The sequence below is a fragment of the Actinomadura graeca genome (assembly GCF_019175365.1).
Lineage (GTDB): Bacteria > Actinomycetota > Actinomycetes > Streptosporangiales > Streptosporangiaceae > Spirillospora > Spirillospora graeca.
This window is the reverse complement of sequence record NZ_CP059572.1, coordinates 5,125,319-5,142,045: the sequence shown is the minus strand read 5'-3', so window position 1 is coordinate 5,142,045 and position 16,727 is coordinate 5,125,319. Positions and strand designations below refer to the sequence as shown.

Annotated in this window: 10 protein-coding genes and 1 pseudogene; 2 read left to right on the top strand and 9 right to left on the bottom strand. The window is 72.7% G+C overall.

All coding sequences use genetic code 11. The features are described 5' to 3' along the window. Window positions 1-13 precede the first annotated feature (13 nt). The 6 genes from AGRA3207_RS22825 to AGRA3207_RS22800 are packed head-to-tail and all read right to left on the bottom strand — an operon-like array spanning window position 14 to window position 12,915. Window positions 14-877 carry an SDR family NAD(P)-dependent oxidoreductase gene (locus AGRA3207_RS22825; protein ID WP_231329081.1) on the bottom strand — a complete coding sequence of 288 codons (864 nt, stop codon included), beginning with the start codon at window positions 875-877 and terminating at the stop codon, window positions 14-16. Then, window positions 877-1,371, bottom strand: a complete 495-nt coding sequence (locus AGRA3207_RS22820; protein ID WP_231329080.1) for an ester cyclase — start codon at window positions 1,369-1,371, stop codon at window positions 877-879. Before AGRA3207_RS22820 ends, AGRA3207_RS22825 begins: the two co-directional genes overlap by 1 nt. After that, window positions 1,368-3,866: a KR domain-containing protein gene (locus AGRA3207_RS22815; RefSeq protein ID WP_231329079.1), complete on the bottom strand. Its 2,499-nt coding sequence runs from the start codon at window positions 3,864-3,866 to the stop codon at window positions 1,368-1,370. The genes AGRA3207_RS22820 and AGRA3207_RS22815 overlap by 4 nt, the downstream gene beginning before the upstream one ends. Continuing rightward, on the bottom strand, window positions 3,863-9,946 hold the full coding sequence (locus AGRA3207_RS22810) for an SDR family oxidoreductase (RefSeq protein WP_231329078.1): 6,084 nt from the start codon (window positions 9,944-9,946) through the stop codon (window positions 3,863-3,865). Before AGRA3207_RS22810 ends, AGRA3207_RS22815 begins: the two co-directional genes overlap by 4 nt. After that, a complete protein-coding gene (locus AGRA3207_RS22805; RefSeq protein WP_231329077.1) occupies window positions 9,943-11,487 on the bottom strand; it encodes an acyltransferase domain-containing protein in 1,545 nt (514 codons plus the stop codon). Before AGRA3207_RS22805 ends, AGRA3207_RS22810 begins: the two co-directional genes overlap by 4 nt. Before the next feature lie 27 nt (window positions 11,488-11,514). After that, window positions 11,515-12,915, bottom strand: a complete 1,401-nt coding sequence (locus AGRA3207_RS22800) for an NAD(P)/FAD-dependent oxidoreductase (RefSeq protein WP_231329076.1) — start codon at window positions 12,913-12,915, stop codon at window positions 11,515-11,517. Window positions 12,916-13,209: 294 nt separating this feature from the next. Between AGRA3207_RS22800 and AGRA3207_RS22795 the strand changes: the two genes are divergently transcribed. Beyond that, on the top strand, window positions 13,210-13,728 hold the full coding sequence (locus tag AGRA3207_RS22795) for a heme-binding beta-barrel domain-containing protein (protein ID WP_231329075.1): 519 nt from the start codon (window positions 13,210-13,212) through the stop codon (window positions 13,726-13,728). A gap of 97 nt (window positions 13,729-13,825) precedes the next feature. Here the strand turns inward: AGRA3207_RS22795 and AGRA3207_RS22790 are convergent, their stop codons facing one another. Further along, window positions 13,826-14,416 (bottom strand): CGNR zinc finger domain-containing protein, encoded by a 591-nt coding sequence (locus tag AGRA3207_RS22790; protein ID WP_231329074.1) that lies wholly within the window; start codon window positions 14,414-14,416, stop codon window positions 13,826-13,828. A 97-nt stretch (window positions 14,417-14,513) separates the two neighbouring features. Between AGRA3207_RS22790 and AGRA3207_RS22785 the strand changes: the two genes are divergently transcribed. Then, on the top strand, window positions 14,514-15,779 hold the full coding sequence (locus AGRA3207_RS22785) for an MFS transporter (RefSeq protein ID WP_231329073.1): 1,266 nt from the start codon (window positions 14,514-14,516) through the stop codon (window positions 15,777-15,779). A 62-nt stretch (window positions 15,780-15,841) separates the two neighbouring features. Here AGRA3207_RS22785 and AGRA3207_RS22780 read toward each other — a convergent pair whose 3' ends face one another. Both AGRA3207_RS22780 and AGRA3207_RS40295 read right to left on the bottom strand, forming a co-directional pair. Beyond that, on the bottom strand, window positions 15,842-16,597 hold the full coding sequence (locus tag AGRA3207_RS22780; RefSeq protein ID WP_231329072.1) for an IclR family transcriptional regulator: 756 nt from the start codon (window positions 16,595-16,597) through the stop codon (window positions 15,842-15,844). Between the two features lie 9 nt (window positions 16,598-16,606). Then, window positions 16,607-16,654 (bottom strand): annotated as a pseudogene (locus AGRA3207_RS40295) (hypothetical protein); the annotation flags it as partial. Between the last annotated feature and the right edge of the window lie 73 nt (window positions 16,655-16,727).

The window sequence follows — 16,727 nt, the reverse complement described above, 5'->3', positions numbered from 1 at the left end:
CACGGCCGCCGGGTCACGGAACCGGGAACTGCCTGCGCAGGTACACGTTGTCGAAGACCGTGTCGGGGGTGACGCGGCGCAGGGCGATCGTGCTCGCGGCGAGAAGGCCGACCGGATAGCGGGCACGCGGCCGCCGGGCGCGCACCGCCTTCTCGATGACGGAGGCGACCCGGTCCGCCTCGATCGCGAACATGCCCGCCAGCGATCTCCGGCCGCCGTTGTAGATCGCCTCGTAGTACTCCGCCGTGCGCTCGTGGAAACGCCTGTAGGCGGAGTCGTGCCGCCCGGACGGGAGGCCGTCGAGGAAGGTGCGGCCCCAGGCGGTCCGGACCGGGCCCGGCTCGACGACGACCACCCGGATGCCGAAGCCGGCGACCTCCAGGCGCAGCGCGTCGCTCAGCGCCTCGACGGCGTGCTTGCTCGCCTGGTAATGGCCTCCGCCGGGAGCGGCGTACCGGCCGAAGATCGAGGAGAGGTTGACCACCCGCCCGCTCCCGCGGGCCCGCATCCCGGGCAGGACGAGCTGGGTGAGGCCGACCAGGCCGAACACGTTGGTCTCGAACTGGTGGCGCACCCGTTCCAGCCCGGTCTCCTCGATGGTGCCGGACAGGCCGTATCCGGCGTTGTTGACGAGGACGTCCACCGCCCCGTGGTCCGCCGTGACGGTCTCCACCGCGGCGCGGGCCGCGTCGATGTCGGTGACGTCCAGGGCCAGCGTGCGGATGCCGAGGCCGGCCAGGTCCTCCAGGGTGCCGGGCTCGCGGGCGGTCGCGTAGACGCGCAGGCCGCGCCGGTGGAGGCGCAGGGCGGTGGCCCGGCCGATCCCCGACGAGCAGCCGGTGACGAGTGCCGTCCGCCCCGGAGGGGGCGAGGCCATCACAGCACCCCGAGCTGTCCGGCCAGGTCCATGCCGTCCATCGAGAACCAGCTCTCGACGATCTTCCCGTCCCGGAAGTGGTCGATGACGATGCCCCAGATCTCGATCTTCTTTCCGGTGGCGGGGATGCCGTAGTAGTCCTCACCCGTGTGGGTGCCGCGCGCCGTGAAGCGCTGGACGATCTTGTCCCCCTGCTCGATCCAGTCCTCGACGGTCACGTGCAGATCCGGGAACGACGCGCGCTGGATGCGGACCCATTCGCGGAGGTGTTCCACGCCTTCGAAGCCTTCGGCGATGGTCCCGTGGCTGATGTGGCCGGGAATCGCCTTGCTGTAGACGGCGTCCAGGTTCCCCTTGTTCAGGCATTCCTCGTAGTAGTGCTCAAGCAGCCTGCGGTGGGCGCTCGGCTCCCGCGCGTCGATGGTGGCGGAGCCGGGGTCGGGGGTGCTGCCGGACATGGTGTCCTCCTGGTCGGGTCGGGATGTCGTGCTCAAGGGACGGATGGTTCTCGGCGGTGCCCGCCGAGCCCCTGGATCAGGGCCACGGGGGCATCGGTTCCGGCGTCCCGCACGTGCCAGACGCCCAGGACGGGATCACCGGCGATGCGGACACGGTCCGCGCGGGCGCCGTGCATGGTGATGCGGGAGATGACCAGCGGATGGGGCACGGTGCGCAGCCCGGCCGGCGGCGGGGAGACGACCGCCCGGACGAGGTTCTCGATGGCGGCGACGGGCACCGCGCAGCGCGGCGGCCGCGGCACGGCCCACAGGTCCCCGGGACGGCACTCGTCGACCTCGGCGGTGACGCGGTGCGCCCCCTCGGGCCGCCAGGACGCGAGGGGGATCGCCAGCCCTCTCCATTCCGGCGCGGGTGCACCGGACAAGAGGGCACCCGCCGGACGCGCGGCCGTCCCCTGTGCGGGAGGCGCGGGCGCCCTGGGAAGACGCGGCCCGCCGGGGCCGTCCACTGGACGGGTACCGAAGGCCAGCCGCAGCCGGGCCGTCCGCGGCGCGCCGGTCCGGCGCTCGAAGGTCACCGAGACGACCCATGCGCCGTCGCGCCACTCCCCTCGCATCTCACGGCTCAGCGTCACCCGTCCGGCCTCGTCGGCGCAGAGGAGCGGCCAGGGCACCGACAGCTCCTCGACCGTGGGCGGCACCGGCTCGGCCAGTTCCTCGGGGAGCACCCACTCCGCGCCGCGGACGGCGTTCTCCAGCAGCAGGCCGACCGGCAGCGCGGGCACGCCGCCCACGGTGAAGTCGCCCAGGGCGGGGGTTTTCGCCGCGTCGAACCCGACCACGGAGTCCAGGCGGTCACCGGCCCGGTAGAGGCGTGGCTCACCGAGATGGAAGACCTTGGGGTGGGTGTCGGCGAAGCCCGGCAGGCACGGCGGCATCGGGTAGCTCGACGCCTGTTCGGGATCGAGCGCCCGGCCGAGGCGCCCGACGAAGGTGACCTCGCCGCGGCTGCCCGCGAGCAGCTCCGCGCGCCAGTGCCGCAGCCCCGCGTCCACGTCGAGGGCCGTCATGTAGCGGAGGCTGGCCTCGAAGTTGGCGATCAGGCCGAGCCTCGCCCAGGTGGGCCAGGCCAGGGTCATCACCGGGAACGGCACCTGCCGGGTGGCCCAGTGGCCGAGCCGGGCGAGGCACTCGTTGGCCGCCGCGTAGTCGAACTGCCCGACCATGCCGCCCAGCCGCCCCGTCAGCGAGCCGACCGTGCAGAACACCTTCAGCCTCCGGTCGCGAACCGCGTCCAGGAGATGCGTGAACGAGTCGACCTTCGTTTTCACCACGGAGACCGCGACGTCGTCGCTCTTGCGGGGCAACCTCGCGGGGTGGTCCACTCCGGCGTTGTGGACGACGGCCGTGAGGCCCGGCAGCCGGGCGACCAGGGCCCGGACCTGACCGGCGTCGGTGAAGTCGCAGGGCAGGTAGTCCACGCGGAGCCCGGCGTCCCTCGCCGACAGCAGGTTCCCCACGACCTCCCAGGTGGCGCTCTCGCGCGCTATCGCACGGCGGATCTCGGCCACCGGACGGCCGCCGGCGTGTTCCGCCCACAGCGCGGCGCGGCGCTCCCGGAGCGCCTCCGGTGTCAGCTCCGGCCACGTCCGCTCGTCGGGGAGCGGGGCGCGCCCGGTGACGACGACCCGCATGCCGAACTCGGCCGCCATGGCGCGGGCCAGCGCCATGCCGATCCCCCGTCCGCCACCGCTGACCAGCAGCGTGTCGTCCGGACCCCAGGACACCGCCGGCGGGCCGGGGGGCACCGCCTCCGGAGTGAGGGTCCACCGGCGGCCGTCGCGGTGCCCGATCTCGGTGAGGCCGGTACGGCACAGTTCGTCGGCCACCAGGCCCGGGAGTCGCCCCGCGTCCGCGAGCGCGATGTCGAGGACGCGGGCCGCGCAGTTGGGGAACTCACGATGCAGCGTCTTGGCCAGGCCCGCCCACAGTCCGCCGAGGGGCTGGGCGATGTCGTCGTCCGGGTGGTAGCCCATGCCGCCGCCGAGATAGGTGACCGCCAGATAGGTCAGGCGGCCCGCCGTGGTCTCCGCGCTCCAGGCGTCGTAGCACCCGCGCAGCACGGCGAGCGTGCGGAGGAACGGCTCCCGCCAGCGCCCCGGATCGTCGGCGGCGAACCGCTCGGCGAGCGTGAGATCGACGACCGCGTCGAGGGTCGCGCCGCCGCCGGCGGGAAGGGCCTCGGCGGGGAGGACGTCCGCACCCCGCTCACGCAGTTCCGCCCGGACGTGTCCGGCGGCGTCGCCGGTGCCGCCCACGACCACGATCCGCCGGCCGGCGAGCGTCCTTTCGGAACGCGGTGCGTCGGCGGGCCGGTGGCGGTTCCGGGGCGCCGCGGGAGTGAGGGTCCAGATCATCCGGCTCACCGGCCCGGCGGCGGAGTCGGGTCCGCCGGTGGTGTCCCCTGCCGCTCGCGGCACGGCGGGGTCCGCGGCCGCGGCGCCGATGCCGGTCCTCGTCGCGGCGGTCATGTCGGCACCCGCCGCTCTCGCGGGCCCGCCGGCGCGTCGGCCGGTCCGCCGTCGCCGGGCGGCAGGACCTCCAGGGTCGCGGTGTCCAGGTAGCCGATGGGCACCGCCTCCAGATCCTTCATCTGCGCCAGGATCCGGCCGTCGGGTGTGGTCGCGACGAACCGGTTGCCGCCCGCGCCGGTCCCGGAGAAGCCCGGGTCGACCACGTAGAGGGCGACGTGGTCGTGGTCGGCCGCGAGCCGCAGGTCGTTGGCCTCCTGGTAGAGGTCGATCCGCCGGATCGCCAGGGGCGCCGCGATCGGGACGCGCCCTCCGGCCGGGTCGAGCACACCCGTCCGGGCCATCGCGTCGAGCAGCACGACCGGCATCCGGAACGCGCTCCAGGGTCCGGTGGCGTCGAGGCGGGGCCGGAACGTGGATCTGGCGCCCTTCGGATGCCGCCGGGTGTCGGCCGTCGCCTCGAAGGGGCCGCTCAGCCGTACCGGCGACGATCGCAGGTGGTACGGATCGGGCACCGCCCGCTCGCCGACCTCGTCCCACGGTTCCCAATGCGGTGACGTGGGGAAACGGGGCCCCAGCACCACTCGTGCGGTGAAGTGCGGCCGGTCGCGCACGAGCAGGACGCCCGACGGCGCCCGTACGTCATGGGTGACCTCCACGTCCACGGTGGTGAGCTCCCCGACGCGGCGGGCGACCCTGGCGGTGATCCGTTTCGGGTCCGGCTCCGCGCCGGGCCGCACCTGGAGGAAGCGCAGGAAGCGCACGTCCTCGAACGCGAGGACCTTCGCGCCCGGAATCAGCGCGAGCGCCGCCTCGGCCGCGATCTCGGTGACGAAGGTGCCCGGCAACGTGGGGACGCCGCGGACGAGATGGTGCTCCAGGTAGCCGTCGCCATCGAGGTCGAAGCGGCATTCGAACCGGATCTCGCCGTTGTCGGCATCGCCTGCGCCGCGGGGGCCATGCGCCGGGGCGAGGGGCCGCCGTAAATAGAAACGGCCGGGTTCCGCGGGCGGCGCCGGCGGGCCGACGCCCGACCCCGTCGCGGACGAATCGAGATAGCCGGGGTAGAACCGCTCGACGGTGGCGCGCTCGGCCGCTCCCAGATGCACCACGGACGTGGCCCGCGTCGAAGGTGCCAGCTCGTCCAGGAAATGGCGGATGCCTTCCGCGACCGGCATGTGGCTGTACGACCCGGTCCGTTTGAAGTAGTCGCGTGTCAGTTCACCGGCGCCCATCCCGACTTCGTCCCAGAGCGTCCAGCCGATGACGAACTCGTCGGTGCCCATGGCGGCGGCGTAGTCCGCGGCCATGGCGAGATAGTCGTTGCCGGAGGCGTAGTCGGCCTCGCCGCGTTGCCCGAAGTAGCCGAGCAGGGATCCGAAGTCGCACCACAGCCGGGGCGGCCGGTCCGCGAGCGCGCGCCGCAGGTTGCGGTGCGCGTTCACCTTCAGATCCCTGATGGCGCGGAACTCGGCGACGTCCTTGTCACGGATCAGCGCCGACCGGTTGAGTCCTGGGGCGTTGATGAGCAGGTCGATGGCGCCGTGCTCGTCCAGCACCGCTTCGATCGCGGCCCGGACCGACTTCTCGTCACGGGCGTCACAGGTCAGATAGGTCACCCTGCCCTCGCCGCTGTGCTCGGCCATGCGGGCCAGGTTCCGCCGCGTCGTCCGGGCGTCGACCAGGCGGTCGAAGCGCCGGCTGAGCCCGGCCACCGTCGCGCCGCCCGCCGCGAGCCCGCCGGAGATGAAGGCCGCCCGGGTCGCGGCGAACTCGGCGTCGGTGCCGGCGTAGGTCTCGGGGGGATGCTCGTCGAGCGGATTGCTGCCCAGGACGTGGATCCGGCTCTGGAAGCGCGCGGAGAGCGCGGTGAGCAGCTCGGCGGTGATGCCGCGCCCGCCGCCCAGCGCGACGACCACGGCGTCCCGGTCCAGCGGCGCCGCGGCACCCGCCCCCCGGGATCGCGCCGGGGACCGTGTGAGAGCCGGGACGAGCCGCTGGGTCCCATCGTGATGAACGACCGGGAAGGGACGGTCGGCGCCACGCTCCCCGGCCACCAGCGCGGCGGCTTCGCGTGGGTCGCGAGTGGCCATGACCAGCGCGAAGCATTCGGCGTCCGCGAGTTCGAGGTTCACGCATTTGGCCAGGCCGGTGAAGAGGCCGGCCATCGGGTGCGGGGTTCCGCCCGGACGCGCCCCCAGAAGGGCGAAGACCACCGAGGCCCCGGCGCCGCCGAGTTCCTCGTAGCGCTCTTGGCAGACGAGGAACGCCAGGTCGTGCAGGGCCGTCAGCGACGGGGCGTCGTCGGTGAGGGCACCGGAGGCCGGTGACGAGGCGGACAGGTCGGCGAGGACCACCACGTGGCGGAGCGGGCGCGGCAGCGCCTCGACCGCCCTGCGCACGAGGTCGTCATCATCCCCGACATGGTGCACGCCGGGAAGGGGCCCGGAGGGCGCCGTCGTGCTGAGGACGGTCGTCCCGGAAGAGCGGCCGAAGGGACCGGCCAGCTCCGGGCGATCGGTGAGGACCACGGCATCGTCGGGTACCGCCGCCACGGGCCGGAGGCCCTGTGCGGAGGGGACTCCGGCCGGTTCCAGCCCGGCGGTGAATCGCTCCACCACGTTCGCCGCGACACCGGACGATGCGACGCGGGACGCTGCGACACCGGCCGGATGGGCATCGGCCCTGTGGGCGGGGGCCGCGATCTCCGCGTGGGCGGCGCGGGGGTTGGAGGCGGGTGCCGTGCCGCCCCCGACACCGACGGTGACCAGCAGCCGTGTGGCCGCGTCCCGGGCGTCCTCCCGGCAGCGGATCTCGGTGACGCCCGGGTCCGCGTGCAGGGCGCGCAGGATCTCCGCGGCGCCCGAGGCCCCCAGGTACCCGCTGTAGCGGCCGTCGGCGCCGCTGTCCACGACACGGTCGGCGGCGCCGGGCCCGGGCAGCCGTGCCGGGCCCGTCTCCTCGACGAGGGCCAGGACCGGGAGACCGGCGTCGCGTGCGGTCCGTTCGGTGGTGAGCCCGAACAGGAACGCGCCCTCGGCCAGATCCACCGGCCGGCCGGCGAACACGCCGGTGAGGAGGTCCCGGTATTCGGGCAGGCTGTTGCCGTTGATGCCGCCGGCGAGCACGAGGTCCAGCTCGCCGCCGAGCAGGTACCGCCCGGCGATGGCGAAGGCCGACTGGGTGGAGGCCAGGCCGGCGTCCACCGTGATGTTCAGTCCCTTGAGGTCGAAGTGGTTGGCGACGCGGGCCGCGATGATGTTCGGCATCATGCCGGGGAAGGAGTCCTCGTTGGACGGCGGCGTCATCGACCGGACGCGTTCCCGCAGCCGGTCGAGCAGCTCCTCCAGCTCCGGGACGGAGCCGGTCCCCGCGTCCCCGCGCAGCGCGTTGCCGATGTCGTCGAGGTAGCAGCGGGCCGCGTACTGCATGGCCGCCCGGGTCGGCCCCATGTGGCCGATGACCACCCCCGTGCGCTCGGCGTGCTCGCTCCAGAATCCGGGAAGCCGGTCACGCAGGTCGTGGCCGCAGGCCAGGATCATCAGCTGGCAGCGGTCGATGGTGCGTACGGTGGCCGGTGGCATCCGTACCTGCTGGAAGGGCGGCGGGGGGTAGGTGTCGCCGAACCCCCGCGAGACCCGTCCGTCCCCGGTCAGCCTGCGGACGACGTCGTCGTCGGTGCCGGCACCGGGCAGTCGCGCCGACCAGCCGACCACCGCGATCCGCCCGGTGTGGCCGGGGCCGTCCGATCCCCGGCCGGGCGGGCGCGGAGCGGCACCGCCGTGCTCCCCCGTCCCGCGGTCCTCCGTGGGGGGTTCCGCCACGATCAGATGGGCGTTGGTGCCGCCGAACCCGAAGCCGGAGATCGCCGCCGTGCGGGGCCGGCCGGGTTCGGACGGCCATGGCCGTGCGGCTCCGGAGATCTCCAGCCGGGTCGTGTCCAGCGCGAACTCGGCGGGCGCCGACGTGAACCGGTACTGGCCCGGGATGGTGGCCTCGCGCATGCCGAGGATCGACTCGATCAGCGACACCACGCCGGCGGCCCAGCCCGTGTGGCCGATCAGGGACTTGTTGGACGTGACGACGGCGGGCCCCTCCGTGCCGAAGTGCCGCCTCAGCGTGGTGAACTCGGCCAGGTCGCCGGTCGGCGTGCCGGTCGCGTGCGCGTTCACCCAGCCGACGTCGGCGCCGGAGACGCCACCTGCGCCCAGGGCCCGGCGCACCGCGAGGTCCTGTCCCGCCGGGCTGGGCGCGTAGATCGCCTTGCCGCGGCCGTCGGACGACGAGCCGAACCCTTTCAGCACGGCCAGGACCCTGTCCCCGTCCGCCCGTGCCCGCGACAGCCGTTTCAGCACGACCACGCCGGCGCCGTCGGCGAAGATGACACCATCGGCCTTCGCGTCCAAGGCGTGCACGGCGCCGCGTTCGGACAGCCCTTTCAGCTTGGAGAACAGCACCGTCCCCCTGGGGGCCAGCGCGAACGCCCCGCCGCACACCGCGATGTCCTGCCGGCCCGCCAGCAGGCCCTTGACCCCGATGTCGACGGCGTAGAGGGACGACGAGCAGGCGGTATCGACCATCTGGACCTGCGTGTCGGCGGGCAGCACACCGGCCATCGCCTGGTGGCCGACCTCATGCGGCAGGAAGTGCGGGAACGGGACGGCGGCACGGTGGTACCGGCCGGAGAGCACGCGGTCCACCTCGTCGAGCAGCTGATCGCGCCGCGGGCCCCCGACGTCCATCTCGGCCAGGATCTCCCGGGTCAGCCGCCGCGTCGTGGCGAGGACGCCGGCCTCCTCCAGGTGCTGGCTGCCGTCGGCCGTGTAGCCGACGTTGAACGAGAAGCGGTCGCGTCCGGTGCGGCGCACACCGGTCAGCGCCTGCACGAGCGAGTGCCGGAGCCAGAGCGTGGTGAACTCCGTCTCGTCCGCCGAGGTCGGCAGTCCCTCCAGTGCCGCGCCATCGGGTTGGAAGCCGGTGATGAACACACAGGTGTCCTGATAGGACTTGTCCTCGGCGGTCACGTCGCCGGAGGAGAAGCCCGTCCTGTCCCATCGCTCCTCGGGCACCTCGACGAAGAGCTCCCGGCCGCTCGTCCGCAGCTCCCAGAACGCCTCGGGGCCGTCCGCCCCGCTGACCGCCAGCCCCATGCCGACCACGGCGATCTGGTCGTCTCCGTCCCGGACGGGGTCCGCACCGGACGTCGCCCCCTCGACGGCCACGGCGTCCTGGCCCGCAGGACCGGCCGACGCGGACGGTGCGGGCGGTCCGGGCGGTCCGGGCGGTCCGGGCGGCGACAGCAGGGGCGCGCCAAGGGTGAGACCGCCGTCCGCGAGTACCACCTGCCCGGTGATCCAGCTCGCCTGATCGGAGGCGAGGAACGCCACGACCTCGGCGAACTCCTCCGGGGTCCCCAGCCGGCCGAGCGGCGTCGCGGCGGCGACCGCGGCCTGCATCGCGGCTCCGCCGGGGAAGGCGTCCGCGACCTCGCTGACGAGCATGGCGGCGGAGGCGGTGTTGACCCTGATGTTGTGCGGCGCGAACTCCACGGCCAGATAGCGGGTGACGGCCTCGGCCGCCGCCTTGGCCGGCGCGCACGCGAGGTAGTCCGCCATGACCAGCTGGGAGCCGCCGAGCGCCGACACGGTCACGATCGAGCCGCCGCCGTTGCGCGCCATCAGCCGCGCCGCCGCCCGGGCACAGCGCAGCCCGCCCTTGAGGTTGGTGTCCAGCGCCCGGTCGAGGTCGGCGTCGGTGACCTCGGAGGCCGGCACGAGCGCGCCGCCGGCGGCGTTGTTGACCAGGATGTCCAGCCGGCCGAAACGCGCCTCGATCTCGTCGAACATCCGCGCGACCTGCTCGGGACGGGCCACCGAGGCGCGCAGCAGGTCCACCCGCGCGCCCCGCCGGCGCAGCTCCTCCCGGGTCTCCTTCGCCTGCTCGTGCGAATGGAAGTAATTGATCAGGACATGCGCGCCGTGGTCCGCCAGGGTGGTGGCTATGGCCCGGCCGACGTTCTTGGCGCCACCGGTGACCAGCGCCACCTTGCCGGTGAGGTTCCGGGAGGACGGAGGGTTCACGCGGCGGCCCCGGCCCGCTCGCGGCCGAGCTCCTCCCGGAGCAGAGTGACGATCTTGCCGAGCGTGTCGTGGTCGGACAGCCTGAAGCCCGATGCCCGGGGCGGTATCCCGTACTGCTCGGAGGCGCGCGACAGCAGTTCCATCTGCTTGACGGAGTCGACGCCGAGCTCGGCTTCGAGAAGCGCGTCCGGGGTGAAGACCTCCTCCGGGTACTCCAGCGCGGTCGCGTATAAGGCGCGGACCTCCGCGAACAGGCTTTCCGTGTCCGGCCGAACCGGATCCGGAACCGGAACGGTCGTCCGGAGGGAGAGCTGCCCGGGGAGGGCCTCGTCCTCGGCGGGAACGGTCACCTGCCTCAGCGCCGCCGGAGCGTTCTTGCCGCCCGTCCCGTTCCGCGGGGCCTGGAACGCGGCCAGCCGTCTGCCGACCAGCTCGTCGATCTCGCTCCGGTTCGCGGCCCAGAAGGCGCCGAACTCGTCCGGGGTGAGTCCCGGCGCGAAGTAGTCACGGAGCGGGTCCGGATCCCCGGCCGTGGCGAGCCCCAAGGCCCGGAGCGCGGCCAGGGTCTCCGGCAGCCGCAGCCGGTCGTTCCGCCCCACCGACAGCGTCGAGAGGACCGACAGATCCTCTCCGGCGATGCCGCGCAGCGCCTTGGGGACGAGCGAGGAAAGGGTGGCCCGTCCGCCCACCTCGACGAAGACGCGCTCGCCGCGCTCGTACAGCTCGCGTACCGCGGCGGAGAACCGCACCGGCCGCGTCAGGTGCTCCGCCAGCGGCCCCGCCAGGTCCGTGTCGTTCTCGTAGAAGCGCCCGAGGATGGGCGAATAGACCGGAACGACCATGGGCTGCCGCGGAATTCGGCGGACATAGGCGGCGAACTCGGACGCCACTCCGGCGAGCGACGGGTTGTGGAAGGCGAAGGGGACCTCCAGGTCCGCGCATCCCAGCCGGACCGCCGCGGCGGCCGCCCGCGCCCGGTCCACCGCCTGGCGCGGCCCGCTCAGGATGGTCTGTCCCTCATGGTTCTCACCGGCGACGGCGAGATGCCGGTGACCGATCAGGCCGACCAGGTGCCCGGCGCGCTCGGGACCGGTCCCAACGGCGATCATCGCTCCGTCCGCCGCCGCGCTCCCGGCGATCAGCTCGGTGCGGCGGACCACGATCCGCGCGCCGTCCTCCACCGTGCAGGCGCCCGCCGCGACCATCGCCGTCACCTCTCCGAGGCTGTGCCCGGCGAGGGCGGCCGGACGGACGCCATGGGCGGCCAGCACGCGGTGGGCGGCCAGCCCGGCACCGAAGATCGCCAGCTGCGAGACCCAGGGCTCGTCCTGGAGCAGCCCGGTCAGCTCGGCCGTCCCGTCCTTCAAGACCACGTCCGACAGCCGCCGCCCGAACAGTTCCAGCGTGACGGTGTCGATCCGTTCGAAGACCTCGCCGACCTGAGGATGGACGTGGTGGGCCAGGCGCAGCGCGGCCCCGTCGTATCCGCCCTGGCCGGGGAACAGCAGTACCGGACCGCGGGCCCGTTCGTTCGTGGTCATGATCCTCCTTAGGGAAGCCGTGTGTGCTCAACCGGCGCGGCCGGCGAGGGCCGCCGGGCGTCCGGGCCTGCCGCTTCTGAGCAGCAGCTCGCCCATGGGTCCGAGCTTGGCCGCGACCAGGCGGTCCGCCAGCGCGGCGGCCGCGGCCGGGCGCCCCGGCAGCCCGTGCAGCAACCAGCGCAGGACCCGGATGCCCGGCGGAAGGCCGCGCGTCTCGTCCAGGTAGTCGAAGAGTTCACGGAAGTTGGCGCGGGTGTAGAAGTCGGCCGGCGGGACGACGGTCGCGAAGAGGCCGATCATCTGCCGTGCGTGGTGCGGGCTCCGGCCCATCGCCTGGATCAGCGCGCGTTCCTCGGGAGAGTGATCGGCGATCCGCGCGTAGTCGCGGGTGTAGTCGTAGTGGTCCACCACCAGCCGATCCCGGGCGCGCGCGTAGGCGTCCAGCGCCTCCTTCATGGGCCGGAGCCCCGACAGCCCGTCATGCACCGCGTCGGCGAGCAGTTCCGCGCTCAGCAGGGCATGGGTGATGCCGGACGCCGTGATGGGGTCGCGGGTGGCGCCGGAATCCCCCACGAGCGCCCAGCCCGGGCCGTGCGGAACACGCAGGAAATTGGGCACCGCGCCGGTCAGCCAGCGGTCCGCACGGCGTGTCTCGCGCAAATCCCGGGCGAAGTCCGGGTCCGCGTCGGCGAACGCCTCGATGACGGCGTCGTCGACCTGTTCGGCGGTCCTTCCCGACGGGAATTCCGTCGCAGGCCAGGCCACTCCCACGATGGTCAGCCCGTCATGCGTCGACCAGGTGAACGAGTGTTTCCGATTCCGGCGGTGGGTACGGACCACGGTCTCCTCGGGAAGCCCCTCCCAATATGTCCACGAGCTTTTACTGAGAACCGGCTGCCTCCGATACTTCACGGCGCCCGCCAGTTCCGCGACCGTGGAATTCTTCCCGTCCGCCCCTATGACGAGGGCGGCCTTTCCGGTGAACCGTCCCGCGCCCTTGGACGTCCCGGCGACGCCGACGACGGTGCCGTCGCCGGAGCGCAGCAGGTCCTGGACCGAGACGCCTTCGCAGAGCTCGGCGCCCGCGTCCACGGCACGCCGCACGAGCGCGTGGTCGAGCTGGAGCCGCGGCGGCGAGAGCGCGTGATCGGCACCGTCGACCACCGGCAGGGCGGCCTCCAGCCGGGCGGTCCCGCTACGGAGGCTGTAGCGGGTGAGGCGCGGGGTCGCATGCCCGGCGAGCGCGTCGAGCACGCCCCAGCGGCGGAGCCTGAGCACCCCGGGCGGGTGGATCAGGTTCGTGGCGGAGGACGTCGGGCTCGGAAAACGCGCCCGGTCGATGAGCGCCACCCGGTATCCGCGCTCCGCCAGCAGCAGGGCGACAGCGGATCCAGAAATGCGCGCCCCCACGACTATCACGTCGTACATGCATCCTCCCGAGGTCTTGAGGGAACCATTAGGCCGATCCTCATGACGCGATTCATCCTAGGCAGCACGTTCGGCGAGACGTCAAGCATTCCACCACAAAGAGCTTTCTCATCTGTCGTTTTGCATCCACCGAGAAAAGCCGCCTTCTCACGAGGCGAGAAAGGCGTCCGGAGAACTTTGAAGAATTTAGATCTGCATTACCCGGGGCCGTTCAGCGAAGCCCTAGAATGCGTCTCCGAAGCCCGGGTCCGGGAAGACGGCCACTTTCTCGCGACAGGGAAGACGGGAGAGACGGTGGACGAGGGAAACGACGCGGGGCGGGCCGGCGCGGCACCGCACCCCTGGATACGGCCGGTGCTGCCGTACCTGGGTCGCTGGCGGGGGCGCGGCGAGGGGGGTTATCCCACCCTCGACCGGGGATTCGCCTACGAGCAGGAGATCGACATCTCGCACGACGGCCGGCCGTTCGTCCGGTACGAGGCCAGGGCATGGCTGCTCGACGACGACGGTGAGGTGCTCCGTCCCTCCGGCAGGGAGGTCGGATGGTGGCGGGTCACACCCGACGGGTACATGGAGGCGCTGCTCGCGCATCCCACGGGGATCATCGAGACCTACCTAGGCCGCGCGTCGGGGGCCGAGGTCGACATGACCACCAAGGACGTGCTCCGCACACCGATGGCCAAACAGGTCGACGCCGCACGGCGCCGCTATGCCGTCGAGGGGGACGAACTCGGCTACGTCCATGACCTGGCGGCGGTGGGAACGGAGCTGACGCGGCATCTGTCGGCGAGGCTCCGGCTCGTCGGATCCTGACCACGGCCGCGCCGGGCCGTGCTCCGTCACGGTCCCCGGGACGGCCCACCGCCTGCGTCCGTATCCGTCCGTCTCCCTCCGTATCCGTCCGTCTCCGTCAGGCGCCGGCGGTTCCTTCGGCCGACGAATGCCGGGCGGCGCGGACGCGGTTGCCACATCGGTCCGAGCACCAGCGCCGGGCCGCATGCGTGCGCACCATGAGGCGTGTGCACTTGGGGGCCGCGCAAAGGGCGAGCTTGGCGGCCTCGGCGCCCGTCAGCAGGCGCGCCGCGTCCTCGGCGAGCAGGCCGAGCGCCAGATCGACCTCGGTGCCGCGCCGCGTCCGGACCACCCTGCGCGCCCCCTCGTCCGACCACTCGATGATCCGCGCCACCGGATGCCGCGCGAGGACGGTGTTCGCGCGTTCCAGGGCTTCCGCCGCGGGCGCCACGCCGTCGATCCGCGCCTCGAAGAGGTCGCGCGACGCGGCGCGGAGGTCGCGCAGCCGGGTCGTCTGGTTCTCGTCGAGCGCGACGCCCGGAGGGATCAGCGCCCTCCCCTCCAGCCAGGCGCTCGCGGCGGCCGGATCGGACAGCCCGTCATGCGGGCCACCCGGCCGCAGGTGCTCGGTGTTGACCAGTGCCAGCGAAGAGAACCGATCTTCACCGGGCACCGGCGGTGTCTCCCCGACATCGATGGAGGCGATCATGCCACTAATGGTAACCCTTGCGATTCTCCGTGAGCCGTTGCTACCGTCCTCACAGGGCTAACGGCAAATCCAACCCTCTACCGTTGGGAGCGGCAGCGTGGCACACGTCACCGGCGGCAAGCCCGAGAACCTGGAGACCGGACTCGTCCTGCGGATCCTCGCGCTCGCCCTCGGCATGTTCGCGATCGGCACCGACAGCTTCGTGGTGGCCGGGATCCTGCCCAGCGTCGCGCGGGACCTGGATGTCAGCGTGTCGACCAGCGCCCGGCTCATCACCGCGTACGCCCTGGCGTACGCCATCCTGTCGCCCGTCATCGCCACCTTCGCGGCACGGGTGCCGCGCAAGCTCCTCCTGCTGACCGGCCTCGGCGTCTTCATCGCGGGGAACATCGGCACCGGGCTGTCGCAGACCTACGAGGTCGCCATGGCGTTCCGGGTGGTCGCGGCACTGGGCGGCGCCATCTACACGCCGACCGCCGCCGGTGCCGTGGTGGGCCTCGCGCCCACCGAGAAGCGGGCCACGGCGCTGTCCATCCTGTTCGGGGGCCTGAGCGCGGCGACCGCCCTCGGCACGCCGATCGGCACCTGGATCAGCGGTTACACCGACTGGCGCGGCACGATGTACTTCGTCGCCGCGGTCGGGCTCGCCGGCGTCATCGCCGTCCTGGTCAGCCTGCGCGCGGTACCGGCGCCTCCACCGGTGCGGCTTCGCCAGCGGCTCTCACCGCTCACCGACGTCCGGATCGGGCTCACCCTGGCCCTCGTGCTCGTCGCGTACTGCGGGCTCTTCATCCTCTACACCTACATCAGCCAGGTCTTCGCACCGGCGACGGGACGGGACACGACCACGCTCGCCTGGCTGCTCTTCGCCTTCGGCGCCGCCGCGACCGTCGGCAATCTCGCGGGCGGCCGGCTGACCGACAGGTTCGGCAACCACATCGTGATCAACACCGCCGGGATCGTCGCGGTCGCCGTGTTCGCCACCACGCCGTGGACGAACCGGCACCTGGCGACCGCCGTCGTGGCGATGTCGATCTGGGGCGTCTGCGGTTGGGCCATGCTCGTGCCGATCCAGGACCGGCTGGTGGGAGCCCGCCCGGCGGCCGCACAGTTGTCGATCTCACTCGTCTCGTCGGCCAACTACATCGGTGTCTCGCTGGCGCCCGTCGTGGGCGGCTTCCTGCTGGACCACGGCGTGTCCGCGGGCCGGCTCGGCCTGCCCGCGGCGGGCATCGTCGCGGTGGGGCTGGTGATCGGCGAGATCGGATACGTCCTCATCCGACGCGATCAGGCGCGCCCGCACGCGGCCCCGGTCGCGCTCAGCACCGACGGTCGCTCCTCTGACGCCCCGGCGAACCGATGAGCGGGCCGGTGCGCCGGCCATCGGCCGGCGCACCGGCCCGGGATCCGCGGGGTCCGATCCGATCAGGTGGAGAGGCCGGCCCTCCGGCCGTCGATCCCGTGGAGGCCGAGCGGGACACGTCGCGCCGGGGTCCCCGCCGGATCGCTGGAGAGCAACTGACTGATCTTGCCGGCGGCGGCCCTGGTCGCCTCACCGCACCGGTCCGCACCCGGCGACGGCGCGGACACCGGCTTCAGGAGAAGGACGGCGCCCATGATGGAGCAGTCCCAGAAGACCGGGGCGGCGTACGAACACCAGCCGGTCTCCTCCTCCCCGGCCCCCACCGCGTACCCCTTCCGGCCGACCTGCTCCAGGGAGGCACAGAGCTCGGCGTCGCCGGGAGCACCCGCACCTTCACCCGCACCGGCCGTCACATCTATCGCAAGCCATTCGCGGGAGTGCTCTGGCAAGAACGGCAGGATCGCGCGTCCAGCGGTCCCGCAGGCAAAATGCTGGTTTGCTTTCAATATCCCACGTGGCGCCGTATCCAGCTTCTTCAAGTCGGAGTCGCTCAGCGCCGAGGCCGCACACTGGAGGTGCAACCCACCAAAATAGGTCAAAGCAAGGAGGAACGCCGGGCCGCCGTCGGTGGCGTCGCGCAGTTCCCGGAGAGGCTCGGACACCGCCTCCGCGCTCGGCGCGCGTAAGAGCGCCTGCGCGCCGAACTGCGCGGCACGGGAGCCGGGCCGGTAGCGTCCCCGCCCCACTTTCGCGAACATCCCGCTGCGTACACCGGACTGAAGGATCCGATAGACGACGGAGTCGTCCAGTTGCGCCACGTTGGCTATCTCCTTGAGCCGGCAGACTCGTCCGCCGAGCTCGGTGAACGCCTCCAGAACACGGAAGACGCGTTCAGCGTGGCCGCTCCCCCCTTGACGGGCGGCAGGGTCGGCCCCCTCCGATTGCGTA

Bases quoted from the DNA above. Each gene is read 5' to 3' on its own strand.
- AGRA3207_RS22825 (WP_231329081.1), bottom strand. From the start codon at position 877: ATGGCCTCGCCCCCTCCGGGGCGGACGGCACTCGTCACCGGCTGCTCG.
- AGRA3207_RS22815 (WP_231329079.1), bottom strand. From the start codon at position 3,866: ATGACCGCCGCGACGAGGACCGGCATCGGCGCCGCGGCCGCGGACCCC.
- AGRA3207_RS22805 (WP_231329077.1), bottom strand. From the start codon at position 11,487: ATGACCACGAACGAACGGGCCCGCGGTCCGGTACTGCTGTTCCCCGGC.
- AGRA3207_RS22800 (WP_231329076.1), bottom strand. From the start codon at position 12,915: ATGTACGACGTGATAGTCGTGGGGGCGCGCATTTCTGGATCCGCTGTC.
- AGRA3207_RS22790 (WP_231329074.1), bottom strand. From the start codon at position 14,416: ATGATCGCCTCCATCGATGTCGGGGAGACACCGCCGGTGCCCGGTGAA.